The sequence below is a fragment of the Paractinoplanes maris genome (assembly GCF_023544465.1).
GTDB classification, from domain to species: Bacteria; Actinomycetota; Actinomycetes; order Mycobacteriales; family Micromonosporaceae; genus Actinoplanes; species Actinoplanes maris.
This window is the reverse complement of sequence record NZ_JALPVL010000011.1, coordinates 367,262-389,449: the sequence shown is the minus strand read 5'-3', so window position 1 is coordinate 389,449 and position 22,188 is coordinate 367,262. Positions and strand designations below refer to the sequence as shown.

General features: G+C 70.5%; 24 protein-coding genes. 14 read left to right on the top strand and 10 right to left on the bottom strand.

All coding sequences use genetic code 11. The features are described 5' to 3' along the window. Positions 1-60 precede the first annotated feature (60 nt). The 3 genes from NAG42_RS31265 to NAG42_RS31255 all read left to right on the top strand — a co-directional run bounded on the left by NAG42_RS31265 (position 61) and on the right by NAG42_RS31255 (position 2,485). Positions 61-894 (top strand): alpha/beta hydrolase family protein, encoded by an 834-nt coding sequence (locus NAG42_RS31265; protein WP_250035514.1) that lies wholly within the window; start codon positions 61-63, stop codon positions 892-894. Between the two features lie 212 nt (positions 895-1,106). Next, positions 1,107-1,985 carry a hypothetical protein gene (locus tag NAG42_RS31260; RefSeq protein WP_250035490.1) on the top strand — a complete coding sequence of 293 codons (879 nt, stop codon included), beginning with the start codon at positions 1,107-1,109 and terminating at the stop codon, positions 1,983-1,985. Further along, complete coding sequence (locus tag NAG42_RS31255) at positions 1,985-2,485, top strand: hypothetical protein (protein WP_250035489.1); 501 nt, start codon at positions 1,985-1,987, stop codon at positions 2,483-2,485. The genes NAG42_RS31260 and NAG42_RS31255 overlap by 1 nt, the downstream gene beginning before the upstream one ends. A 43-nt stretch (positions 2,486-2,528) precedes the next feature. On the opposite strand, the gene NAG42_RS31250 is transcribed toward NAG42_RS31255, so the two are convergent. Genes NAG42_RS31250 through NAG42_RS31240 form a run of 3 tightly spaced genes read right to left on the bottom strand, consistent with a single transcriptional unit; the run spans position 2,529 to position 5,196 of the window. Continuing rightward, positions 2,529-2,873 carry a YnfA family protein gene (locus NAG42_RS31250; protein WP_250035488.1) on the bottom strand — a complete coding sequence of 115 codons (345 nt, stop codon included), beginning with the start codon at positions 2,871-2,873 and terminating at the stop codon, positions 2,529-2,531. An 18-nt stretch (positions 2,874-2,891) separates the two neighbouring features. Continuing rightward, positions 2,892-3,503, bottom strand: a complete 612-nt coding sequence (locus tag NAG42_RS31245) for a class I SAM-dependent methyltransferase (RefSeq protein WP_250035487.1) — start codon at positions 3,501-3,503, stop codon at positions 2,892-2,894. A gap of 13 nt (positions 3,504-3,516) precedes the next feature. Next, positions 3,517-5,196: a copper resistance CopC/CopD family protein gene (locus NAG42_RS31240; protein WP_250035486.1), complete on the bottom strand. Its 1,680-nt coding sequence runs from the start codon at positions 5,194-5,196 to the stop codon at positions 3,517-3,519. Between the two features lie 75 nt (positions 5,197-5,271). Between NAG42_RS31240 and NAG42_RS31235 the strand changes: the two genes are divergently transcribed. The 8 genes from NAG42_RS31235 (at position 5,272) to NAG42_RS31200 (ending at position 11,899) form a co-directional block, all read left to right on the top strand. Beyond that, on the top strand, positions 5,272-6,510 hold the full coding sequence (locus NAG42_RS31235) for a YibE/F family protein (protein ID WP_250035485.1): 1,239 nt from the start codon (positions 5,272-5,274) through the stop codon (positions 6,508-6,510). A gap of 32 nt (positions 6,511-6,542) precedes the next feature. Beyond that, a complete protein-coding gene (locus NAG42_RS31230; RefSeq protein ID WP_438872474.1) occupies positions 6,543-7,556 on the top strand; it encodes a LacI family DNA-binding transcriptional regulator in 1,014 nt (337 codons plus the stop codon). A 10-nt stretch (positions 7,557-7,566) separates the two neighbouring features. After that, positions 7,567-8,580, top strand: coding sequence for a 5'-3' exonuclease (locus tag NAG42_RS45130; protein WP_250035484.1), 1,014 nt, complete (start codon positions 7,567-7,569; stop codon positions 8,578-8,580). A gap of 113 nt (positions 8,581-8,693) precedes the next feature. Beyond that, positions 8,694-9,395 (top strand): energy-coupling factor ABC transporter permease, encoded by a 702-nt coding sequence (locus NAG42_RS31220; RefSeq protein WP_250035483.1) that lies wholly within the window; start codon positions 8,694-8,696, stop codon positions 9,393-9,395. After that, entirely contained in the window at positions 9,392-9,745 is a 354-nt protein-coding gene (locus NAG42_RS31215) for a PDGLE domain-containing protein (protein ID WP_250035482.1), read from the top strand. Before NAG42_RS31220 ends, NAG42_RS31215 begins: the two co-directional genes overlap by 4 nt. A gap of 1 nt (position 9,746) precedes the next feature. Next, positions 9,747-10,511 (top strand): cobalt ECF transporter T component CbiQ, encoded by a 765-nt coding sequence (cbiQ, locus tag NAG42_RS31210; RefSeq protein WP_250035481.1) that lies wholly within the window; start codon positions 9,747-9,749, stop codon positions 10,509-10,511. Positions 10,512-10,516: 5 nt separating this feature from the next. After that, entirely contained in the window at positions 10,517-11,293 is a 777-nt protein-coding gene (locus NAG42_RS31205) for an energy-coupling factor ABC transporter ATP-binding protein (protein WP_250035480.1), read from the top strand. A 39-nt stretch (positions 11,294-11,332) separates the two neighbouring features. Then, positions 11,333-11,899 (top strand): HD domain-containing protein, encoded by a 567-nt coding sequence (locus NAG42_RS31200; protein ID WP_250035479.1) that lies wholly within the window; start codon positions 11,333-11,335, stop codon positions 11,897-11,899. A 3-nt stretch (positions 11,900-11,902) separates the two neighbouring features. Here the strand turns inward: NAG42_RS31200 and NAG42_RS31195 are convergent, their stop codons facing one another. Genes NAG42_RS31195 through NAG42_RS31175 form a run of 5 tightly spaced genes read right to left on the bottom strand, consistent with a single transcriptional unit; the run spans position 11,903 to position 18,654 of the window. Further along, positions 11,903-12,505, bottom strand: a complete 603-nt coding sequence (locus NAG42_RS31195; RefSeq protein ID WP_250035478.1) for an HIT family protein — start codon at positions 12,503-12,505, stop codon at positions 11,903-11,905. A gap of 23 nt (positions 12,506-12,528) precedes the next feature. Next, a complete protein-coding gene (locus tag NAG42_RS31190; protein ID WP_250035477.1) occupies positions 12,529-13,134 on the bottom strand; it encodes a DUF2461 domain-containing protein in 606 nt (201 codons plus the stop codon). A 21-nt stretch (positions 13,135-13,155) separates the two neighbouring features. After that, positions 13,156-14,397 carry an SGNH/GDSL hydrolase family protein gene (locus NAG42_RS31185; RefSeq protein ID WP_250035476.1) on the bottom strand — a complete coding sequence of 414 codons (1,242 nt, stop codon included), beginning with the start codon at positions 14,395-14,397 and terminating at the stop codon, positions 13,156-13,158. Position 14,398: 1 nt separating this feature from the next. Next, entirely contained in the window at positions 14,399-17,368 is a 2,970-nt protein-coding gene (locus tag NAG42_RS31180; RefSeq protein WP_250035475.1) for a glycosyl hydrolase 115 family protein, read from the bottom strand. After that, positions 17,365-18,654 carry an SGNH/GDSL hydrolase family protein gene (locus NAG42_RS31175; RefSeq protein WP_250035474.1) on the bottom strand — a complete coding sequence of 430 codons (1,290 nt, stop codon included), beginning with the start codon at positions 18,652-18,654 and terminating at the stop codon, positions 17,365-17,367. Before NAG42_RS31175 ends, NAG42_RS31180 begins: the two co-directional genes overlap by 4 nt. A 248-nt stretch (positions 18,655-18,902) precedes the next feature. Here NAG42_RS31175 and NAG42_RS31170 point away from each other — a divergent pair, with 248 nt between their 5' ends. From NAG42_RS31170 to NAG42_RS31160, 3 genes are read left to right on the top strand one after another with little or no spacing between them, the layout of a single operon-like run. Continuing rightward, the gene (locus NAG42_RS31170; protein WP_250035472.1) at positions 18,903-19,049 is read left to right on the top strand and encodes a hypothetical protein; all 147 of its coding nucleotides are present in this window, start codon (positions 18,903-18,905) and stop codon (positions 19,047-19,049) included. Continuing rightward, positions 19,049-19,735 carry a DsbA family oxidoreductase gene (locus NAG42_RS31165; protein ID WP_250035471.1) on the top strand — a complete coding sequence of 229 codons (687 nt, stop codon included), beginning with the start codon at positions 19,049-19,051 and terminating at the stop codon, positions 19,733-19,735. The genes NAG42_RS31170 and NAG42_RS31165 overlap by 1 nt, the downstream gene beginning before the upstream one ends. Continuing rightward, on the top strand, positions 19,732-20,289 hold the full coding sequence (locus NAG42_RS31160; RefSeq protein ID WP_250035470.1) for a TetR/AcrR family transcriptional regulator: 558 nt from the start codon (positions 19,732-19,734) through the stop codon (positions 20,287-20,289). Before NAG42_RS31165 ends, NAG42_RS31160 begins: the two co-directional genes overlap by 4 nt. Before the next feature lie 18 nt (positions 20,290-20,307). On the opposite strand, the gene NAG42_RS31155 is transcribed toward NAG42_RS31160, so the two are convergent. Continuing rightward, positions 20,308-21,525, bottom strand: a complete 1,218-nt coding sequence (locus NAG42_RS31155) for a cytochrome P450 (protein ID WP_250035469.1) — start codon at positions 21,523-21,525, stop codon at positions 20,308-20,310. 46 nt (positions 21,526-21,571) lie between these two features. Then, positions 21,572-21,964 (bottom strand): hypothetical protein, encoded by a 393-nt coding sequence (locus tag NAG42_RS31150; RefSeq protein ID WP_250035468.1) that lies wholly within the window; start codon positions 21,962-21,964, stop codon positions 21,572-21,574. Positions 21,965-22,188: the final 224 nt, after the last annotated feature.

The following is a 22,188-nucleotide window of genomic DNA, read 5'->3' as shown; positions in this document are numbered from 1 at the left end:
GGAGCGTGTCAGGTGCAGCAGGTTCGCAATTCACGCCGGCCCCGCCGGTTCGTCCTCGCGATGGCCGCCGCGGCGGTTCTGGCCGTCGGTCTCGGCGCCGCGCCGGCTCAGGCCGCCGACAACCCGTACGAGCGGGGTCCGGCCCCGACGGTGGCCGCGCTCGACGCCAGCCGCGGTCCGTTCGCCACGGCCAGCCAGAACGTGTCGTCGCTGGTCAGCGGCTTCGGTGGTGGCGTCATCTACTACCCCACGACCACCACGCAGGGCACCTTCGGCGCGGTTGCCATCTCGCCCGGCTTCACCGCCACCTGGTCGAGTCTGTCCTGGCTGGGCCCGCGCATCGCGTCGCACGGGTTCGTCGTGATCGGCATCGAGACGAACACGCTGCTGGACCAGCCCGCCTCGCGCGGATCCCAGCTGCTGGCCGCGCTCGACTACCTGACCCGGTCGAGCTCGGTGCGCTCGCGCATCGACACCACGCGCCTGGCCGTGGCCGGCCACTCGATGGGTGGCGGCGGCAGCCTCGAGGCCGCCCGGACCCGTCCGTCGCTGCAGGCCGCCGTGCCGCTGGCGCCCTGGAACGGGACCAAGTCGTGGTCGAGTGTGCGGGTGCCGACCCTGATCGTGGGCGGCGAGAGCGACACCGTCGCGCCGGTGTCGTCGCACTCGATCCCCTTCTACAACTCCATCCCGTCGGCCACGGAGAAGGCGTATCTCGAGCTCAACAACGCGAGCCACTTCTTCCCGCAGACGACCAACACGTACACGGCGCGCCTGGCCGTGTCCTGGCTGAAACGCTTCGTCGACAACGACACCCGCTACGACCAGTTCATCTGCCCGGGCCCGTCGACTGTCTCGGTCTCCGACTACCGCAACACCTGTCCGCTGGTCTGACCTGACCCGAGCGGACCACAGGGAGCCGGCCGACCCCGGCTCCCTGTGGACTGCGTCCAGTCCGTTGTTCGAATCTGGGTACCGCGATCAGCGGATGGCCTGATCTGGCGTCCGCCCAGTCCCTTCCTGACGTGTCGGATCGTGTGCAGTTCCATACGCTCCCACTTCATCACGAGAAAGATGCACTCCTAAGACGCGAGGAGCGTGGTCTGATGTCACGTGACGATTGGGTGATCGGGCCCGAACACGACTCGGCAATGACCCCCGGCCAGACACCTGGCTCGGACATATTCGGAGACGAACCCGCCACCTTGGTCGGAGATGTCGGATACGCGGTGGATCGGGTCACCGCAACGCATCACGACGCAATTTCCAACTTTCTCGCTGACGCCATCAATGCCTCATCTGCGAGCAACTACCCCTGCCTTGCGGTGCTCATCGCCCGGACCGCCGACGCCCGAGAGGTGCAACAGCAGCTTTGGGAAGACCACGTAAGCATCGACGACCTGACCGGAGAACACATACTTGTCATCCTGCCGTACAAGAAACCCAACGTCGCAGTCGCAGCGGACCGACCCGGCGTATTCATTGAGGACGAAAGTGTTGAGATTCGGGCCGGAACGTTGACTATGCCGGGAGGCGCGCCGCCTGAGTGGGCGCAGGAGTTCTGGAGGGCCCGGGTCCGTCGACTCCGACGGCAGGGCAAGCTCTCTGATGCGCAGCGGCGCGGAACGGAGACCGCAAGGGAGACGCGCCTGTTCTTCGGTTTGCCGGAGCAGATGCTGCCCTGCTTGGCACTGACGATGTTGCGGGAACAGGAGGTTCGTGTCCTCCGTCTCGAGAAGACCACGAACCTTTACCACCTACTGGGCGACATCGTTGGCGAGTGGGAGGCGGCGATCGACTCCGAGCAGGACGTGCAGTCGTTCGGCGCCGCCGTCGACCGTGTCGCGAACGCTCAGCGCTACCAGCCGGCCGAACTGCATTCAGCGATCAAAATGCCACAGTTTCCCTCCTGGACGGTGCAGGTCTGGCACCCAGCCGGCCTCAGGCCACTCAGGCCGCTCAAGCCCAGTCACGACCGATCCTGATGGGCGAGTTGTCGCACGGGGAGATTCTCGCCAAGCTTATCGATCAGGAACTCGACCTGGAGCGAGGCCGAAAGACTTCGTTCGAACAACGCGGAGCCTGGGTCGTGGCGTCGTCCGGAACACTGGTGACGTTGCTGTTCGCTCTGGTTGCGACTATTACCAAAGCCGACGGCTTCGCTCTGCCGGCCGTATCGCGATGGTCGCTGACCGGCGCCCTCGCCTTCTTCGTTTCAGCAGCGGTCGCGGCCGTCTCCCTCAACTGGCCGCAGAAGAGCAGCGCGGCTTCGCTCGACGCGAATTCACTCAAAGCCTATGTGAGCACTCCCTGGGCCACGCCAGGGCAAAACACAGCGATCGAAGTTGTGGCCGTCAGAGCAGATATCCTCGAAAAATTACAACGAGTCAACAACAGGAGGGCGTATCTGCTGGTCGGCGCACTGACAGCCGAGACAGTAGCGATCGTCGCGGTCGCCGCGGGCGTGCTCGCAGTCTTCTTCTAGTCGGAGGACCGCTATCAGCGGAGGGCAACGACGCCGACGCGGGTCAAGAGCCGGTCCCGGCGCGTGGGCCGTACATGATGATGGCGACGCCGATCAGGCAGATGACCGCACCGAGCACGTCGTAGCGGTCCGGGCGGAACTTGTCGACGACCATGGCCCAGGCCAGCGACCCGGCCACGAAGACACCGCCGTAGGCGGCCAGGATCCGGCCGAAGTTGGCGTCCGGCTGCAGGGTCGCCACGAAACCGTACGCGCCGAGCGCGATCACTCCCGCGCCCATCCACAGCAGACCTCTGTGCTCCCGGACGCCCTGCCAGATCAGCCACGCGCCACCGATCTCGGCGACCGCGGCGAGCACGAAGAGCAGCACGGACCGGATGATCAGCATGGCTCCATGGGAGCACACTCAGACCCGGGCGTGGATCCGCTCGACGCTGCCCGCCTTGAGCCGTTCGCGTTCGACCACCTCGAAACCGGCGTCGACGACCGTGGCCAGGTGACGGCGGGTGAAGTGCTCGCCCGCGGTCGCGATCGTCACGCGCTCGAGCAGCCACTGAGCGGCCCGGATCGGGGGCCAGGTGCTCCCGATGTGATCGACCAGCAGCAGCCGGCCGCCCGGGGCCAGCACGCGGTGCATCTCGGCCACGGCGGCCCGCGGGTCGGGGATCGTGCACAGCGACAGCGCACAGACCACCGTGTCGAAGCTGCCGGCGGCGTACGGCAACTCTTGCGCATCGCCCTCCCGCAGGTCAGCCGCATGACCGAGGCCGGCCGCCCGCCGCCGGGCGATGGCCAGCATGGCCGGGCTCAGCTCGATGCCGCTGATCGTGGCGCCGGCCGGATAGTGCGGCAGGTTGCGGCCCGTGCCCACGGCCACCTCGAGGATGCGGCCCTCGACCCGGGCGCCGATCCACTCGCGGCCACCGGTGAACCAGATCCGCTCGAGCAGCTCGATCTGACGATCGTACGAGGGGGCCGATCGGTCCCAGACCCGGCGCACCTTGTCGGTCGCATCCATGGGCTGAGCGTACTTATCGCACCGGAATCGTGGTGGTCACCGTCGCCTGGTCGATCTCGGACGTCCGCAGCGTCATCGACAGCTGCCACTCGCCGGCGAACGGGAACGTCAGGTTGCCCAGTCCCTGGTTGCCGAGGATCGACGCCACCTCGTTGGGGATCGGCTCGACCCCCTGGCCGGGCAGCGCGAGCGTCACCTTCCACTCCAGGACCTTCAGCGGCTTGCCCTCCGGCGTGTAGACGAAGGCGTGCAGCGTGTTGTATTCGCCCACGGCGGCCGGGAAGACCTCGAACTGCACCGAGTAGAGCTTGCTGGTCAGGGTCGTCACGAAACCGCGGGCCCGGGCGCTGGCCACCGCTTCGACGTCGACCGCACGACCGGGGTTGGTCTGCACGAGTACGGCGGTGGCGGCCAGCACCAGCGCGGTGATGCCCACCTCGGCCGCCGTCGCCCGCCGCAACCGCCCGGGGCTCGCCACCGCGGTCCCCCGCTGGACCAGCCGGCGCGACCACGCGGCGACGCCCAGCACCACCACGAGCAGGCCCGTCTTGATCAGCAACAGCCGGCCGTAATCCGACTTGACCAGGGCGTCCACGCTGCCGACCTGCACGACTGCCTGCAGGACGCCCGCCGCGACGAGCCAGTAGACGGCCAGCGCGGCCCACCGCGACCAGGACGGCAGGATCAGCCGCAGCTGCCGGGTCCCGGCCTCGCGCAACACGACCGCGGTGAGCACCACCAGGCCACCGAGCCAGACCGCCATGCCCGCGAGGTGGGCCGTGTCCGCCGTGACCAGCAACCAGGCCGGCGGCGAGGCCACCGAGTGCCCGGTCAGCGGCCAGGTCACCAGGATGGCCGTGGTCAGGCCCACGAGTACGGCGGCCGGCCCGCGCCCGGCCCGCCGGTGCACCCGGGCCACGAGGGCGGCGGCCACCCCCAGCAGCACCAGGCGGGCCGTCATGGTGATGCCGAACGAGCTGCTCAGCACCTGCCCGAGCTCGCCGGCCGACACGTCGAACGGGCCCGCTCCGGACGACGCCGGTGCCTGCAGCCAGATCGCCGCGACCGTGCTCACCGCGACCAGGGCCAGACCCGCGCGGGCCATCGTGACCAGGGCGCGACTGCGGAACCACAACGCGAGGAAGAGCACCGGGCCGACGGCGAGCGTGAGGCCCCCGTACCCGAAGAACTTGGACACCGCGGTGGCGGTCCGCACCGACGGGGCGACCCCCTCGTCGGGTGCGGACGGTGCGCTCGCCGAGGGAGCGCCGACCGAGAACGTGAAGGCGCCCGAGATGGGATGGCTGTCGGCCGAGACGATGCGATAGCTGACCAGGTAGGTGCCGAGCGGGCGGTCGGCGGGCCGCAGCTTGATGGTCATGCCGTTCTGCTGCGGCGCCGGGTCGCCCACGTTGACCCGCTTGCCGTCGGGGCCGATCACCTGGGTGCGCCCGGGGATGACCTGGATCGCCTCGTTGAAGCGCAGGACGACCTGCTCGGGCGCGGCCTTGACGATCGCGCCCTGCTGCGGGGCGGCCTGGGTGAGGATGGCGTGGGCGCTCGCGGGCGACGCCGGCCAGGACAGCACGGACACGACGACGGCCAGTCCGGTCGCGAGCAGCCAGGCCGCGAGCCGGCGGTGCCAAACGTTCCCCACGGCCTGCCGTACGGAAACTGACGACCACCGGTTCATCCGTTACTCCCTTTCCGAGCCGCCCATAGTGCCTTGCCGTCCGGGGCGGCCGACCGCTGCCCTACCCTGGGCGGCATGTCTCACCACCACGGGCCGTTGCCGGGTGGTCCGGCCGGCGCCCGGCGCCTCACGCTGCTCTTCCTCGTTCCGGCGGCGCTGCTGACCGTGCTCGGCCTTCTGCTGCTCTGGCCCGGTTCGTCGTCGCCCCCGGCCCAGCCGGCCGAGGGGCTGACGCGATACACGGGCGAGGTCCAGGCCGTCACGCCGGCTCCCTGCGCCGCGTCACCGGGCGACGACGCGGTCCCCGCCGATCAGGTCTGCGGCACGGTCGAGGTGCGGCTCGCCGACGGTTCGGAGGTCACTGCCGACATCCCGAACGGGCCGGGAGCGGTCCGGGTCGAGCCGGGCGACGACATCGTGCTGCTGCGGCTGCTCGACGGCGAGGGCGGGGTCAGTGAGACCTATTCGATCGTCGACCACGAGCGCGGCCGGGAGCTGTGGCTGCTCGGTGCGGCGTTCGCGCTGGCCGTCATAGCGTTCGGGCGGTGGCGGGGCGTCACCGCGCTGGCCGGGCTCGGGCTGACGTTCGTCGTGCTGTTGCTCTTCGTGGTGCCGGCCATCCTCGACGGGAAGTCACCGGTGCTGGTCGCCGTGGTCGGCGCGGCCGCGATCATGCTGACCGTGCTCTATCTGACCCACGGGTTCAGCGTCACCACCTCGATCGCGGTGGTGGGCACCCTGGCCAGCCTGACCATCACGGCTCTGCTGTCCGCGGCGGCCACCGCGGGCACCCATCTGTCCGGTGTGGCGGACGAGACGGCGAACTTCCTCAGCATCACCGAGGGTGAGATCAACATGCGAGGCCTGTTGCTGGCCGGCATCGTCATCGGGTCGCTGGGCGTGCTCGACGACGTGACGGTCACCCAGTCGGCCACCGTCGCCGAGCTGTCCCAGGCCAACCCGGCGTACGGCTTCCGGCAGCTCTACGGCGCGGCGACGAGGATCGGCCGCGCGCACATCGCGTCGGTCATCAACACGATCGTGCTGGCCTACGCGGGCGCGTCGCTGCCGTTGATGCTGCTCTTCGCGGCCGGCGGGACACCCGTGAGCGAGCTGCTCACCGGTCAGCTGGTCGCTCAGGAGCTGGTGCGCAGCGCGGTCGGCACGATCGGCCTGATCACCGCCGTGCCCATCACGACGGCCCTGGCCGCCTACGCCGCGGCGCGCGGGGCCCGACCAGCCATCGACGAACCGCGATCCGCGGCGCCGCCCCGCGAGGACCCCTGGGCCGCCTTCGCGGATCGACCGGACTGAAGCGGGCACCCGTTCGGTTTATGCTGCCGCGGATGAGCGTGAAGCGAGGGCGCCCGCCGGGCATGATGGACGTGGCCCGGTTGGCGGGGGTGTCGCACCAGACCGTGTCGCGGGTGCTCAACGAGCATCCCAACGTCAGCGAGCAGACCCGGCTCAAGGTGCGGGCCGCCATCGCCGAGCTCGGCTACCGCCCCGACCGCGCCGCCCGCGCGCTGGTCACCGGCACGTCCCAGGTGATCGGGGTGGTCGCGCAGAATTCCTCGCTCTACGGGCCGGCGTCGATGCTCACCGCGTTCGAGGAGGCCGCGCAGGCCACCGGCTTCGCGGTCAACGTGGGCAGCGTGCGCAACCTGGACGAGCGGTCGATCGCCGAGGCCGTCGAGCGGCACCTCGACCAGCGGGTGGCCGGGCTGGTGGTGATCGCGCCGGTCGCCTCGGCCGCGCCGGCGCTGGCCAAGCTGCCGGACGACGTGCCGCTGGTGACCATCGACGGCGACCCGGAGCAGTCCTCGACGCTGGTCACGGTCGACCAGGTGGCCGGGGCCAGGGCCGCCACCGAGCACCTGCTGCGGCACGGCCACCGGTCGGTCTGGCACATCTCGGGGCCGGCCGACTGGTTCGACGCGGCCGGGCGGGTCCAGGGCTGGGAGGCGGCGCTGCGCGAGGCCGGGCGGGAGGTCCCGCCGCTGCTCACCGGCGACTGGAGTGCCGCCTCGGGCTACCGGCACGGGCAGTTGCTGGCCCGGCTGCCCGAGGCGACGGCGGTCTTCGCGGCCAACGACCACATCGCGCTGGGGCTGCTGCGGGCGCTCAACGAGCACGGGCGCCGGGTGCCGGCCGACGTGAGCATCGTGGGCTTCGACGACGTGCCCGAGGCGGCCTTCTACACACCCCCGCTGACCACGATCCGGCCCGACTTCGACGCCGCGGCGACCGCGAGCCTGGAGCTCCTGCTGGCCCAGATCGCCCAGGGCACCACCGGCGGCGACCGGCGGATCATCGCACCGGCGCTCGTGGAGCGGGAAAGCGTCGCACCCCCGGCGTAGTCTCTGTCAGGTGCCGCGCCCCGACCCCCTCGTGCTCGTCCTCGACGGCAACAGCCTGCTCCACCGTGCCTATCACGCCGGCGCGGGTGACGGCTGGGTCGACGACGACGGCAACCCGATCTGGGCGTTGCGGGGCTTCTTCGGCTATCTGGCCCGGGCCGCCGCCCACCTGCGGCCCGACGCGGTGGTGGTCGGCTTCGACTGCCCCGAGGAGTCGGCCCGGCGCACCGACTACCCGGCTTACAAGGCCCACCGCCCCGACAAGGCCGAGGATCTGACCGCTCAGCTGCTGGCCGCGCCCGGTCTGCTGCGCGACGCCGGGGTCTGCGTCGTGGTGCCGCGGGCTTGGGAGGCCGACGACGTCCTGGCCAGCGCGGCGGCGACCGCCCGGGCCGGTGGGTGGCGCTCGGTGCTGATGACCAGCGACCGTGATGCCTTCCAGCTGATCGACGAGTCGACCACGGTGCTGCGGGTGCGCAACGGTGGCTTCGACGAGGCGGTGCTGATCGACGCGGCCGGGCTGCCCGCGCTCTACGGCGTGCACCCCTGGCAATACCGGGATTTCGCGGCGTTGCGCGGCGACCCGTCCGACAACCTGCACGGCGTCCGGCGGTTCGGCGCCACCACGGCGGCCAAGCTGCTGGCCGCGTTCGGCACCCTCGAGGCGGCCTGGGAGGCCGGCGTCGACCTGGTCCGCGAGGCCGTCGGGGCGCATGCCGCCACCAGTTTCACCGCCGATGAGGCCCGGTCGACCGTCGAGCGCAACCGCCGGTTGATGAGCATGCGGCACGACCTGCCCATCCCCGACCTCAGCGGGGCCCGGCTGCCGCTGAGCATGGCCGTCATGCGGCGGGCGCTGCGCGCGCGGGGCATCAACCTCGGGCCGTCGTTGTGGGCGCTGACCGGCGGCGATCCGCCCACCGCCCCCGACGCCGATCCCACGCCGGAGTTCCGTCCCTGGGTGTTCCGCGGCAGCCTGGCCACCCGGCGCGAGCCCACACCGGGTCAGCTGGCGCTCTTCTGAAACGTCCGTCCCCTCGAACGTGATGCACGGAACTCCTAGTTGCCATCCGCTGTTCAATTGCCAAGACTTCGCAATAGCGGTAGACAATCCTTGATCGCTTGTGAGGGGGCGTCATGGAGACGACGGCGATGCACATCGCCAACGGGATCGTGGACGGGCCGGTGTCGGCGGTGTTCGCGGTCCTGGCCATCGCCGCGCTCGCGGTTTGTGTGCGCAAGGCGGGCCACGACCTGGACGAGCGCCTGGCGCCGATGGCCGGGCTGGTCGCGGCGTTCATCTTCGCGGTCCAGATGCTCAACTTCAACGTGTTGCCGGGTGTCTCGGGCCACCTGCTCGGGGGCACGCTCGCCGTCATCCTGGTCGGGCCGTGGGTCGGGGCGCTGTGCGTGTCGACCGTCCTGATCGTGCAGTGCCTGGTCTTCTCGGACGGCGGGGTGACCGCGCTCGGGCTCAACATCACCAACATGGCCCTGCTGGGCACGGCGGCGGGCTACCTGCTGGTGGCGGGGCTGCTGCGGATCCTGCCCAAGACCGCCTCGGGGCTGGCCGTCACCGCCTTCATCGCCTCGGTCATCTCGGTGGTGGTCGCGTCGCAGGGCTTCGTGCTCGAGTACGCGCTGGGTGGCACCACCGACCTGTCGCTGCCCTGGGTGTCGGGCGCGATGGCCGGAGTCCACGTGCTGATCGGCATCGGTGAGGGGCTGATCGCGGCGACCACCGTGGCTACCGTGGCCAAGGTCCGGCCCGACCTGGTCTATGCCCTGCGCCGGTTCCGCAAACCGGTGACCGTTCCCGAGGTCGGAGTGACCGCATGACCAAGCGACTGGGCTGGTTCCTGGCCGGCGGCCTGCTCGTGGCGCTGCTGCTGGCCGGCGTGGTGAGCAACTTCGCCTCGTCGAACCCGGACGGACTGGACGCGACGGCTCGCGAGGGCTGCACGTTCAACGCCGACGGCGAGATCACCGGCGGCACCTGCATCGCGCAGCAGGAGGGCGAGCACCAGCTGGCCGGCTCGCCGCTGGCCGACTACGGCATCAAGGGGATCGACAACAGCTTCCTGTCCACGGCGCTGGCCGGGACGGCCGGGGTGCTGATCACCTTCGGGATCGGCGCGGGGCTGTTCTGGGTCGCGCGGCGGCGCTCGGCCCAGGACCAGGACGCCTGAGGTGGGCGCCGGGCACGCCCACCCGCTGCACCTCGAAGGGGTGAGCCCGGTGCACCGCCTCGCGCCCGAGGTGAAGATCGCCGCGGTGCTGCTCTTCACGATCATCGTCGTGCTCACCCCGCGTACGGAGTTCTGGGCCTTCGGTGGTTATGCGGTGCTGCTCCTTGTGGTCGCCGCGGTGGCCCGGGTCCCCGGCCTGTGGCTGGCCCAGCGGGCCACCATCGAGCTGCCGTTCGTCCTGCTCGCGGTGGCCCTGCCGTTCGCCGGGCACGGCGAGCGGGTCGACTGGCTCGGCCTGTCGCTCTCGGTCGACGGGCTGCACGGCGCGTGGAACATCTTCGCCAAGGGCACGCTCGGGGTGGTCGCGTCGCTGCTGCTGGCGGCGACCACGACGATGCGCGACCTGATCCTCGGGCTCGACCGGCTGCGCTGCCCGACCGTGTTCACCCAGATCGCCACGTTCATGCTGCGCTACCTCGACGTGCTGGCCGACGACGCCCGCCGGATGCGGATCGCCCGCCTGGCCCGGGGTTACGACCCCCGCTTCCTGTGGCAGGTGAAGGCGTTCGCGGTCAGCGTCGGGGCCCTGTTCCTGCGGGCCTACGAGCGGGGTGAGCGGGTCTACCTGGCCATGGTGTCGCGCGGATATGCCGGGCGGCTCCCCCAGACCGACGACCGCCGGGCGCCGGCCGGGCAGTGGGCCGCCGCGGCCGTTCTGCCGGTGGCGACCGCGAGCATCGCGCTGGCTGCCGCCCTGGGATCATGAATCCCATGAGCGGCCCCGAGACACCGGCCCTGCGCGTCGCCGGCCTGCACTTCGCCTACCCGGACGGCACCGCGGTGCTGCACGGCGTCGACCTCACCCTCGCCCCCGGCGAACGGGTCGCCCTGCTCGGCCCGAACGGGGCCGGCAAGACCACCCTGGTGCTGCACCTGAACGGCATCCTGCACGGCGGCGGGGGCACGATCGACGTCGCCGGCGCCCGCGTCGACCCGGCCGACCGGGCCGGCCTGGCCGAGATCCGCCGCCGTGTCGGCATCGTCTTCCAGGACCCGGACGACCAGCTCTTCATGCCCACGGTGGCCGAGGACGTCGCCTTCGGCCCGCAGAACCTGGGCGTCCGCGGTGCCGAGCTGACGGCTCGCGTCGACGAGGCCCTGGCCGCGGTCGGCATGAGCGAGCACCGCGACCAGGTGCCGCACCACCTGTCCTTCGGCCAGCGCCGCCGGGTCGCCGTCGCCACCGTGCTGGCCATGCGCCCCGAGATCCTGGTCCTCGACGAGCCGTCGTCCAACCTCGACCCGGCCAGCCGCCGCGAGCTGGCCGAGATCCTCGAGCCGCTGCCGGTCACCGTCCTGATGGTGACCCACGACCTTCCGTACGCGTTGCAGCTGTGCCCGCGCGCGGTGATCCTCGACGCCGGGCGCATCGTCGCCGACGCCCCCACCCCCGGCGTGCTGGCCGACGAGGCCCTGCTGCACGCCCACCGCCTGGAGCTGCCCTTCGGCTTCGACCCGGTCGCGGCGGCCGCCCGCATCGCCCGGTGATCCGGCCGGCGCCGTCTCCGCTGTCGTAGCCTTCGGTGCGTGGACCTGCCCAGCGACGACGAGATCCGCGCCCTGCACGAGCGGCTCGCTCCCGACCGGGCGGCGTTCGACCTGGTCTGGACGCACTGCCTGATCGTCGGCGAGATCGCCGCGCGGCTGCTCACCGACGAGGACCGGGATCTCGTCCGGGCCGGGGCGCTGCTGCACGACGTCGGCGTGCATCGGCTGGCGCCCGGCGAGGCGTACCTCAGGCACGGCCTTCTGGGGCACGAGCTGCTGCGCGCGCTGGATCTGCCGGAGCCGCTCGCCCGCATCTGCTCGCATCACACCGGCGTCGGCATCACCCGCGACGACGTGCTCGAGCAGCGCCTCCCCCTGCCGCCGGACGACTACGTGGCCGAGACCGCCGAGGAAGCCCTGGTCATGTACGCCGACAAGTTCCACAGCAAGACGACGCCGCCGCGCTTCAACACGGCCACGTCGTACGCCGCGTCGCTCACCCGCTTCGGGCCGGACAAGGCGCCCCGCTTCGCCGCGATGGTCGACCTCTACGGCGAGCCCGACCTGGACGATCTGGCCCGCCGCTACGGCCACCGGATTCGGTGAGAGTCAGGGCCGGGCGCCGCCGGACGAGGTGATCAGCGCGTCCACCACCAGCTCGGCGTCGGCCGCGGCCACCGCGTCCGGGTATTCCGGGAGCAGGTCGTCCCAGACCGGCAGCCACGAGCCGTACAGCTGGGCCTGGCCCTCGGGGCGGGCGAAGAACCAGATGTGCAGGTGGGCACCGCCGTCGCCGATGCGATAAACGTGCGCCCGGGAGACGTGCGCCAGCGCCTGGATGTGCTTGGCGACGTACTTGGTCAGCACCCCGAGCTCGGCCGCGAGCTCGTCGGGCAGGTCGGCCAGGTCGTGGTGGTCGCGCGGATGCAGCATGAGGATCAGCGGCACGCCGGCTTTGGCGATGCGGGTCAGCCGCCAGCGGTCGTTCAGCCAGAGCCCCTCGTCGCGGCCGCGGCACGACTGGCAGTCGGCCGGGTCCTCACCGTGCCGGGGCGGTTCGGGCAGCACCGGCTCCCGCAGCGGCGACACCAGCAGGCCGGCCGGATCGAACGGGCTGACCTCCCACATGGTCATCCGCGACAGGGGCAGCCGCTTCTCGTCGTCCGTCGCCGCGAGGGCATGGGCATGGAACTCGTCCGGTCGCAAAGCCATGCCGGGCAGCTTAAGGCGTGAGGTCACCGCACGTTCGCGTCGAGCCAATCGCGCAGCGGGCGGCTCGCCCGCAGGAAGTCGACGATCCGTTTCTTGGCGGCCGCCGTCCCGAGCCAGGCCGCCGGCTCCCACTCCCGCCACGTGGTCAAACCCTTGTGCCGCAACAGGTCGGCGCGCGGGTGATCCTGGGGGTAGCCGCGCGGTGCCGTTTTCAAGGACCCGTGCCCGTGTACGCCCACCGAGCCCGCGATCGCCTCGAGCTCAGCCCCGGCCCGGTCGTCGGCCACCGCCCGCCGGTAGCGCTCGAGCTGCTCCTTCTCCATCTGATAGAGCCCACAGCCCGCGGCCAGCCCGGCGCCCGACAGCTGGAGGTATCCGCCCATGTCGAGCCACGCCCCGAGGTGCGTCTTGTAGGGCGACTTGTCCTTGCTGAAGCGCACGTCCCGATAGGGCCGGAAGATCTTGCCGCTCCCGAACTCCGGCTCCAGCTCGGCCAGCAGCTCTCGCATGGGCCCGCGCACCCGCTCCTCGTAGAAAGCCTGGTGCGCGGTCCAATACGTCTTGGAGTTGTCGGCCTCGAGCCCGTCGTAGAACTCGAGGGCCTCACTCGGCCAGCCCCGGAATGTCACCGGCCGAGTCTCTCACCGCGGTCAGCTCAGCCAGCGCAGCGGCACCGCCTGGGCGATCGCCCGGTAGCCGGCCGGGTTCAGGTGCAGGTGGTCGCCCGTGTCGTAGTCCGGCCGCAGCTGACGGGGGACGGCCGGGTCGCGGACGGCGGCGTCGAAGTCGGCCACCCCGTCGAACAGGCCCCGGCGCCGGACGGCCGCGTTCACCGCCGTACGGGTGGCCTCGCGCAAGCCGCCGGCGTCGTCATAGCCGGTGTTGCCGCCGAACGGGGTGATCGTCGCCCCGTAGACCCGTAGATCGACCGCGTGCGCGCGCAGCACGATCTGCTCGCAGGCCACCAGCAGGTCGTCCAGCACCGCCTTCTGGTCGGCCACCGTCGCCGGGGCCGTCCCGATGTCGTTGACCCCCTCGAACAGCAACATCCGGTCGACCCCGCTGGTCGCCAGCACGTCGCGGTCGAGCCGGGCCAGCACGCTCGGCCCGAGCCCGTCGTTGAGCACCCGGTTGCCGCCGGCCGCCTGATTGAGCACGGCCGCGCGCGGCCCCCGGGCGAACAGCTGGTCGGGCCACCGGTCGTTCCCGTCGGTCGTGGACCCTCGCCCGTCGGTGAGCGAGTCCCCGACGATCGCCAGCGCCGGCCCGTCCGACTCGACCTCGACGCCGCTGATCAGATACCAGTGCGCCACGGCGGCCGCGCCGGGCAGGTCCGGCTCGGCGTGATGGTCACCGTTGACGAGGTACGAGGTCGTGCGCGACCCGGGGTGCGAGGTGAGGTTGAGGGTGGCCTGGCCGGTCGCCAGGTACACCGTGATGGTGAGGTTCTGGCCGCGCCCGGCCGGCAGCGGCACCGGGTCGGAGACGATCTGCGCGCCGACCGGCACCGTGACCGAGCGCCGCCCGCCGAAGGTGAGCGGGCGGCTCGAACCGGGGACGATCCCGGACACGCCGGCCCGGCCGCCGACCGGGTGAGCCACCGCCGCCGCGGTGATCGGCAGGGCGGCGCCGCCGAACGCGTTGGAGAAGCGCACGCGTACGCGGGGACCGCCGACCGTCACGTGCACGGTCTGCCGCAGCGTCGTGTCGACCAGCACCGCGCTCTCGCCGGTGAAGGGCGCGGGCGGCAGGTTGCCCGGCTCGGTGAGCTGCGGCATCGCCGTCCACGTGTGGATCCAACGCTTCCCTCGGGCCGGGGCCGGCCCGGCGGCCAACGCCGGCCCGGGGAGCATCGCCACGCCCCCGATGCCGAGCAGCGTCCTGCGTCGCATGTCAGGACCTCCGGCTCTCGGGCGGGCCGAGGTAGCTGTACTTGACCCCGCCGGTGTCCACGACCAGCCGCTGCACGATCACCGTGGGGTCGACCGCCCAGAACGTCAGCGTGTGCGCACCGGGTGTGTCGATCGTGTGGGTGGTTGTCGTGCGGTTGATGTTGTCGGACGTGTTGCGCGCCCACTGCCGGTTCATCGTGGTGTCGTTGGCGCCGGTCGCCTTGGTCACGTTGACCACCTGCGGTGACTGCCCGTCGATGGACACCCCGTATTTGAGCCCGTCACCCGGCAACACGTTGTTACGAGGCGACAGGTACGCCGTGACCTTCACCGGCCCGGTGCTGGTGAGCGTCATCTTGTAGTCGAGCCGGGCCCCGGCTCCGCCGACCGGCGTGAGCCCGTTGCCGGTCTTGCCGATGCCCGGCAGCAGCTGCCACTTTCCGGCCTTGCCGCTGTAGTGGTCGGCTTCCATGGCCACATAGCCGTTGGCCTCGAGGAACCCGACCGGCTTGATCGCCGGATTCTCGATCGGCGCTTGCACGACAGTCGTCGATCCGGCCCCGGTGACGGTGATCGGCACCGTCGTGACGCCCTTGGGCGCACGCCGCCAGTCCACCTTCACCGTCACCCGGGTCTCGTCGTCGACCACACCGGACGCCGGCGCCACGTGCACCCACGACGCGCCCGTGGTGATCCGGTATCGGAACGGCGTGGTGCCCTTGTTGTAGACGTCGAGGTATTGCGGCCGTTGCGATTGCCACGGACTGAATTGCGGGAGAGTGGTTTCCGAGCCGCCGTCCAGCGCGACGCCCATCGAGGCCGCCGGCGGCACGGCGATGCGCTTGAGGTGCGGGTAGATCTCGTCCGGGAGGGCGACATTGTTCAGTTCCGGCTGCTGCCAGGGCGCGTTCGGGCCGTAGCGCTCGACGTTGCCGTACCCGATCTTGGGTTGCAGCTGCCAGTTCTTCCACTTCCCGCCCGCGAGGGTGTTGTTGTAGTAGTCGCTCATCGCCTGGTCCTCGGCGAAGAGCCGTTCCGCGGTGTCGGCGAGCTCGTTCGTCGCCGCGCGTCCCTGAGCCGCGTAGGCGAGATTGGTGAATTGCGCGCGCCGCAGCTCGTAGATGATGGCCGTGTCTTTGATCTGGTAGTAGACGAGCTGATAGAAAGCGTCCTGCCACGCCGCGGGAACCCGTGCTTTCAGTCGGGTCGCCCGCCGGGCGAGGTCGATCCAGGCCTCGGTCACGCGGTCCATCTCGCCGTAGTCGGTGAGGCTGAACGGGGTGGCCTGATCGTTGTAGACCACCGCGGTCGGATCGGTGCTGAGGTCCTTGGCCGGATCGACAGTGATCCGCCGGTTGAGCAGTTCCGGCTTGCGGCGCGACTGCAGGAAACCGTACTCGTCGAGAAGCTCGGCCACGGCCGGCGCGAGCGATTGGCCGAAGTTCTGCGCGGCGAACTCGCGGGTCCAGTCGTCGATCCCGGTGACCGGCAGGGCGTCCGGGTTCCACGCGTAGTCGAGGAAGAACTGGGTCGGCAGCTCCTCGTTCTTGAGGTCGCCCACGTTCACCACCCAGAGGCGGTCGACCCCCTTGCGGTACGCGAGATTCAACTGCTCCCACGTATTGGTGAGGTTGATGGTGTCGGCCCACTTGTAGTTGCGGCCGTCGCCGACATAGTCGAAGTGGTAGTACATGCCGTAGCCCCCGCTGCGCGCCGGCAGCGACGGGTCGGGCAGCTTGCGCAGGTTGCCCCAGTTGTCGTCGCAGAACACGACCGTGACGTCGTCCGGCGGCCGGTATCCGTTGTCCCAGTAGCGCTGCACCTCCTTGTAGAGGGTCTGCACCTGGGGCCGGTCGATGAGCCCGGTCTCGCGCAGGATCTGCCGCTGGCTGTCGATGATCGACGACATCAGGTCGATGCCGTCGCCGTCGGGCAGGGAGACATCGCCGTTCCCGCGCATGCCGAGCGTTATCACGCCCTCGATGTTCTGGTCGCGCATCCGTTCGGCGCCGTCCCGCCAATAGGCTTTGATGGCGTCCGGATTCCGGCGGAAGCTCCACTCCCCCGTACCGGTGGGGTGCCGGTTCCATTCCTCGATGCCCCGCATCATCGGCGCCTCGTGCGAGGTCCCCATCACGACGCCGTAGAAGCTCGCGGTGGCGTGATTGAGCGGGTCGTCCTCGGCGAAGGCTCGTCCCCACACGGCCGGCCACAGATAGTTGGCCTTCAGCCGCAGCATGGTCTCGAAGACCTTCGCGAAGTAGTCGCTGGTCAATCCGCCGGGATAGCCGGGCGCCTTGCCCGGGCCGAAGTAGCCGGGGGCCCAGGTGCCGGTGGCCGGGTTCTCGTCGTTGATGAAGAACCCGCGGTATTTCACCTTGGGCGTGCCCTGGGTGTGCCGGCCGGGCCGCACAAAGAGCTCGGCCTTCTTCTGCACCGGCACGTCGTCCCAGAAATGCCAGGGCGAGATGCCGATGGTCCGGGACAGGTCGTAGGCGCCGTAGATGCTGCCGCGCTGGTCGCTGCCGGCGATGACAAAGGCCCGACGTACGCCTGGGAGGGGATTTTCGACGACCTGTTCGACAGTGGTCTCCCACTTGCCCTCGACCCCGCGCACATCGAGTTTGCCGCGCGCGATGATGCGGTCGATCAATGGGCTCTTGCCGATGGTGCCGACGATGACCGGGTCGCGTCCGCCGGGAATGGTGTCGTGGCCGACCGCCGGCTCGACGCCGGTGACCTTTCCCAGGTCGGTTCGCAGGTCGTCGACCACCCGGATCACACCGGCGTAGTCGTCCTTGCTCACCACCAGCGGCGCGCCTCTCAGCGGGAATCGGCCGGGGCCGTTCTCCGTGGAGACGTACGACTTGCTGTCTTTGCCCCGCGCGGCCTCACTCGGCGCGGCCCCAACCGGCACGGGCGCGGCCACGAGAAGTCCGGTTATCGCGGCGACCGCGATCGCGGCCCTCATGCGAACATCCTCAGCGGCACGGCGTCGGCCATCACGGCCATGCCGGCGTCGTTGGGATGCAGGCCGTCACCGCTGTCGTAGGCCGGATTGAGCCGCAGTGGGTCGGCCGGGTCGCGCATGGCCCGGTCGAAGTCGGCCACACCGTCGTACTCGCCGCCGGCCCGGATCCAGCGGTTGAGCACGTCCCGCTTGCGCTCGTTGGCCTCGGTGTAGAAGCCGAGCGTGTCGCCCTTGAACGGCAGGATCGTGCCGCCGACGGCGACCAGCCCGGCCGCGTGCGCGCGGGCGATCAGCTGGCGGTGCCCGGCGATCAGGTCGTCGGCGGTGACCACTTCGGACTCCGGCGCGACCGTGCCCGGGTGGCCGAGATCGTTGACGCCGAGCAGCACGATGAGGAAGCGGGCGCCGGGCTGTGCGACGACGTCCCGGTCGAACCGGCGCAGGGCGCTGTGCCCGAAGTACGCGGCGAAGGTCTCCGCGTCGCTGCCGGGGGCGGGGTTCGGGTCGTGCAGCAGGCGGTTGCCCGAGATGCCGACGTTGGCCACGCCCAGGGTGCGCCCATGCGCTTCCCGCAGCCGCGCGGCGAGCAGGTCGGGCCAGCGGTGATTGCTGTTGTTCTGCGTGTTGGCACCGTTCGTGATCGAGTCGCCCAGGGTGACGATCGCCGGGCCGCCGTCGCTCACCGCGACGCCGGAGAGGAACAGGTACTGCCCGATGGTCGCGACCGGGGTGACCGAGCGCGCGGCGGTGACATCGCCGTCGGCGATGACGTTGTCCTGAAAGGCGAACGCGGCCAGCGTGGTGACCGGCGTGCGGGCGGGCAGGTAGAGGCTGATGGCCAGGTCGGCGCCGGGCGCGACACGCAACCGGACCGGGTCGCTGACCAGCGGCGACCCGGCCGGGATGGTCAGCCCGGCCCGGTTGCTGAAGGTCACCCGGCGGTCGGTGCCCGGGACGGTCCGGGTGCTGGCGCCCTCGCCGGCGCGCAGAGCGACCCGGACCGCGCCGATGCGCAGCGGGCCGTTGCCGAACTCGTTGGTGACCCGGATGCGGATCTCGTCGCCACCGGCGCTGCAGTGGACGATCTGCCGCACGGTCTGGTTGGCCAGGACGGTCGGCGAGCCGGGCGGGATGGTCGTCGGGGCCGCGGCCCAGGTGGCTGTCCAGTCGTTCTCGTGCCCGTTGCTCTCGTGCGGGGCGGCGGCTTGGGCGGAGGCGGGAAGCCCGGCCGCGGCGGTGACGGCCGCGCCGGAGGTCAGAGCGAGCAATTCGCGTCGGGTGGGCATGCGGGAGCTCCTTCACGGCCGCCGGGATCAGCAAGCGCCGAAGCTTCCGCGGTGGCCGGAAGTTTCGGAAACACATCGGACGGTCCCTCGTAACGTAAAGGCGCTCATCTATGTCGTCAAGAACAAGAACCTGGATCATGACCATGTTTATTGACGATCGATCTTAGTAATACGTCGGAACTTTCGGTTCGCGATGCCGAAAGTCACTATCTTGGCCGCGGCGTCAAGTTGCTGGTAACTTGTTGACTATGCAAGCAAGTAGCACTGAGCCGCTCGTCGTCGAGACCGACGACCTGGTCGAGGCGGGGGCCGCCGAGCCGGCTCCCGCGCCGCTGATCATGCTTGAGTCGTCCGATGACTCCGGCGTCTGCGCGGTCGACGGGTGGTGCGACTGATGACCAGCAGCGTCTTCGGCCGTGCCGCCGAGCCGATCGTGATCGACGTCTGGAGCGACGTCGTGTGCCCGTTCTGCTACCTGGGCAACGCCGTCCTCAAGGAGGCCGTCGAGCAGTTCCCGCACGGCTCCTCGGTGCAGGTCCGCTATCACAGCTTCCAGCTCAACCCGGGCTTCCCGGTCGGCGAGGCCGTCCTGGCCGACAACTACCTGGCCCAGCAGTACGGCATGCCCCCGGCCCAGATCGAGGCGTCGCACGCCCAGCTGGCCGCCCGGGGCGCCGAGTCCGGCCTGGACTATCAGTTCCCCCGGTCGATGATGATCAATACGCTCGACGCCCACCGGATGATTCACCTGGCCAAGGCCCACGGCCAGGAGCTGCCGATGGTCGACCGCCTGTTCCGGGCCGAGTTCACCGACGGCCTCAACCTGGCTGACCACGAGGTGCTGGCCGACCTGGCCGCCGACCTGGGGCTGGACCGTTCCGCCGCCGTGACGGCGCTCGAGACCAAGGCTTACGAGCAGGACATCCGCGCCGACCTCGCCCGGGCCCGCGAGCTCGGCATCAGCGGCGTCCCGTTCTTCGTCTTCGACAACAAACGGGCCGTCTCCGGTGCCCAACCGGTCGAGATGTTCCGCCGCGCCCTCGACATCACGTGGCAGGACCGGGCAGCCTCACCCGCGTGAGAGCCGACGCACGGCGCAACGTCGAGGGCATCCGCCGCGCCGCCCTCGACGTCTTCCGCACCGGCGGCCTGACCACCCCGCTCGACGAGGTGGCCCGGGCCGCCGGCGTCAGCAAGGGCACCATCTATCACCGCTTCGGCAGCCGCACCGGCCTGATCGACGCGGTGGTCGAGGAGTTGGTGGCGGCCCGCATCGGCGACATCATCGAGGCGGTGGACGCCCTCGACGGCCCCCTGCTCCGCTTCGAGGAATACCTGCTGCGCACCTGGCTCCTGCAATACGACGAGCCCGCCGCCAACGACGTCCTGATGCGCGTGCCCCCCGACTCCGAGCCGCTGACCACGCTCTTCGAGCGCGCCTGCCAGTTCGGCCGCCGCCTGCTGCACGAGGCCCAGACGGCCGGCGTCGTCCGCGCCGACCTCACCCCCGACGACCTGACCTACCTGATCCTCGAACGCGGCGTCATCGTGCGGGCCTGCGACCAGCAGACCCGCGACGACTACCACCGCCGCCTGGACTTCGTCCTGCGTGGCCTCCGCGCCGCCCGAGGCTGACCGCGTACCGTTCGGTGCTCAGAACGTGACCGGCAAGGAGCCCAGCCGATGCCCGAGCGGCGCCGAGGGCAGCCAATCCGGCGACTGGTAGGCGGGCCGGAGATCGGGGCACCGGTCGAGCAGGATCCGGAGGCACTCGTCGGTCTCCATCCGGGCCAGCGCCGCACCCAGGCAGTAGTAGGTGCCCATGCCGAAACTGAGGTGCCGGTTGCCCTCCCGCATCACGTCGAAGCGGTCCGGGTCTCCGAAGACGTCCGGATCGCGGTTCGCGGCCATCAGTGCCAGGTAGACGTGCCGACCGGCCGGGACGGTGTGCCCGGCCAGCTCGACCGGTTCGCGGGCGACGCGGCCGATGATCCCGGCCGGGCCGTCGCAGCGCAGCATCTCCTCGACCGCCGACGGCATCCGGCCGGGATCCTCGCGGAGCAACGCCAGCTGATCCGGGTTGCCGAAGAGCAGGACGAGGCCGTTGGCGATCAGGTTGGCGGTGGTCTCATGACCGGCGAAGAGCAGCAGCACGCAGTTGGCCACCGCCTCGTCCTCGGTGATCAGGCCCTCGGCCTCGGCCGCCACGAACGTGCTGAGGACGTCCTCGCGGGGCGCCCGGCGGCGGTCGGCCGCGATGAGCCGCAGGTAGTCGTGCATCTCGAGCATGCTGCGCTGCGCCGTCCGCAGCTGCTGGACGTCACCGTTGCTGAAGATCGGCACGATGTCCCGTGACCACGCCTGCAACTGCTCCCGGTCACTCACCGGCATCCCCAGCAACTCGGCGATGACGTTGGCCGGCAACGGATAGGCCAGATCCCGTACGACGTCCATCTGCCCCTTGGCGGCGACGGCATCGAGGAGCTCGTGGGTGAACTCCCGGACCCGCGGCCGCAGCCGGTCGACCGTCGCCGGCGTGAAGTAGCGCTTGAGCAGCTGCTGGAAGCGCACGTGGTCGGCCGGCACGGTGTGCCCCATCCACATCTCGATGGACCGGCGGACCGGCGCCAGCTCCCGCTGTTCCGCCGGCGCCAGCCGCTGCAGGACGCGGGCCATGTTGGCGCTGTCCATCCGCTTGCTGCGCAGAGCCGCGTTGACGTCCGCATACCGGGTGAGGAGATAGGCGTCGAGCTGCGGTAACCAGGCCAGCGGACTTTCCGCCCGCACCCGGTGCAGAAAGCCGTTGGGGTCCGCCATCACCTCGGGAGTGAAAAGCTCGTATTCCCGCACCGCCGCGCCGTGGTCGCCCATAGTGGCGATTGTGGTCGCAGACAATGATCGTTATCTATGCCAGTTTTCATCCGAGGTCGGCGAAGCTCTTCATCCCGGCCGCCTTCAACATCGCCGCCCGCACCTTCGGGCAGGCCTTCTCGGTCTGCGCGTCGAGCGCACTCCCGTCAGCCACCTTGTCGTGCGTCTCATAGAAGCCGGCCAAGCTCATCGTCAGCTGAGCCATCGCCCCGACCTCGGACCCGACCGCCTCGATCCGCGGCAACTCCTTGCTCAGGTGCGCACAAACCTCTTCCCCACCCGCCGATCCCTCAGCCGCGGCCGCCGCCTGCGTAGCGACGGTCGGCTTCGCTTCAGCGGCACCCACGTCCGAGCCCCTACCGCTTGCCGACCCCGAACACCCCGCCGACCCCAGCGCCACAACCGCCACCAAACACACCACAACGCGTCGAAGACTCATGCGCCGCAGTGCACCAGCAAGGCCTTAAGAACGGCTAAAGAGGCTTCCCACCATCTGGCGCAGGCCAGCTCCGGCCGGTGCCCGTTGACGTACCTGCAAGTCGCTGCGACGTTCGCAGCGGCACCGCTGCTGGCGGTCGCCGTCGAACGCCGCCGGAGCCGATAGGTGCCATCGAGATCGCGAGGACGACCCGCCGGCTCGCCCGATATGCGAGTGCCGGACTC

Coding starts and splice junctions, on each gene's coding strand:
- NAG42_RS31265 (WP_250035514.1), top strand. CDS start 61: ATGGCCGCCGCGGCGGTTCTGGCCGTCGGTCTCGGCGCCGCGCCGGCT.
- NAG42_RS31260 (WP_250035490.1), top strand. CDS start 1,107: ATGTCACGTGACGATTGGGTGATCGGGCCCGAACACGACTCGGCAATG.
- NAG42_RS31255 (WP_250035489.1), top strand. CDS start 1,985: ATGGGCGAGTTGTCGCACGGGGAGATTCTCGCCAAGCTTATCGATCAG.
- NAG42_RS31250 (WP_250035488.1), bottom strand. CDS start 2,873: ATGCTGATCATCCGGTCCGTGCTGCTCTTCGTGCTCGCCGCGGTCGCC.
- NAG42_RS31245 (WP_250035487.1), bottom strand. CDS start 3,503: ATGGATGCGACCGACAAGGTGCGCCGGGTCTGGGACCGATCGGCCCCC.
- NAG42_RS31240 (WP_250035486.1), bottom strand. CDS start 5,196: ATGAACCGGTGGTCGTCAGTTTCCGTACGGCAGGCCGTGGGGAACGTT.
- NAG42_RS31235 (WP_250035485.1), top strand. CDS start 5,272: ATGTCTCACCACCACGGGCCGTTGCCGGGTGGTCCGGCCGGCGCCCGG.
- NAG42_RS31230 (WP_438872474.1), top strand. CDS start 6,543: ATGAGCGTGAAGCGAGGGCGCCCGCCGGGCATGATGGACGTGGCCCGG.
- NAG42_RS31220 (WP_250035483.1), top strand. CDS start 8,694: ATGGAGACGACGGCGATGCACATCGCCAACGGGATCGTGGACGGGCCG.
- NAG42_RS31215 (WP_250035482.1), top strand. CDS start 9,392: ATGACCAAGCGACTGGGCTGGTTCCTGGCCGGCGGCCTGCTCGTGGCG.
- NAG42_RS31205 (WP_250035480.1), top strand. CDS start 10,517: ATGAGCGGCCCCGAGACACCGGCCCTGCGCGTCGCCGGCCTGCACTTC.
- NAG42_RS31195 (WP_250035478.1), bottom strand. CDS start 12,505: ATGGCTTTGCGACCGGACGAGTTCCATGCCCATGCCCTCGCGGCGACG.
- NAG42_RS31185 (WP_250035476.1), bottom strand. CDS start 14,397: ATGCGACGCAGGACGCTGCTCGGCATCGGGGGCGTGGCGATGCTCCCC.
- NAG42_RS31180 (WP_250035475.1), bottom strand. CDS start 17,368: ATGAGGGCCGCGATCGCGGTCGCCGCGATAACCGGACTTCTCGTGGCC.
- NAG42_RS31175 (WP_250035474.1), bottom strand. CDS start 18,654: ATGCCCACCCGACGCGAATTGCTCGCTCTGACCTCCGGCGCGGCCGTC.
- NAG42_RS31170 (WP_250035472.1), top strand. CDS start 18,903: ATGCAAGCAAGTAGCACTGAGCCGCTCGTCGTCGAGACCGACGACCTG.
- NAG42_RS31165 (WP_250035471.1), top strand. CDS start 19,049: ATGACCAGCAGCGTCTTCGGCCGTGCCGCCGAGCCGATCGTGATCGAC.
- NAG42_RS31155 (WP_250035469.1), bottom strand. CDS start 21,525: ATGGGCGACCACGGCGCGGCGGTGCGGGAATACGAGCTTTTCACTCCC.
- NAG42_RS31150 (WP_250035468.1), bottom strand. CDS start 21,964: ATGAGTCTTCGACGCGTTGTGGTGTGTTTGGTGGCGGTTGTGGCGCTG.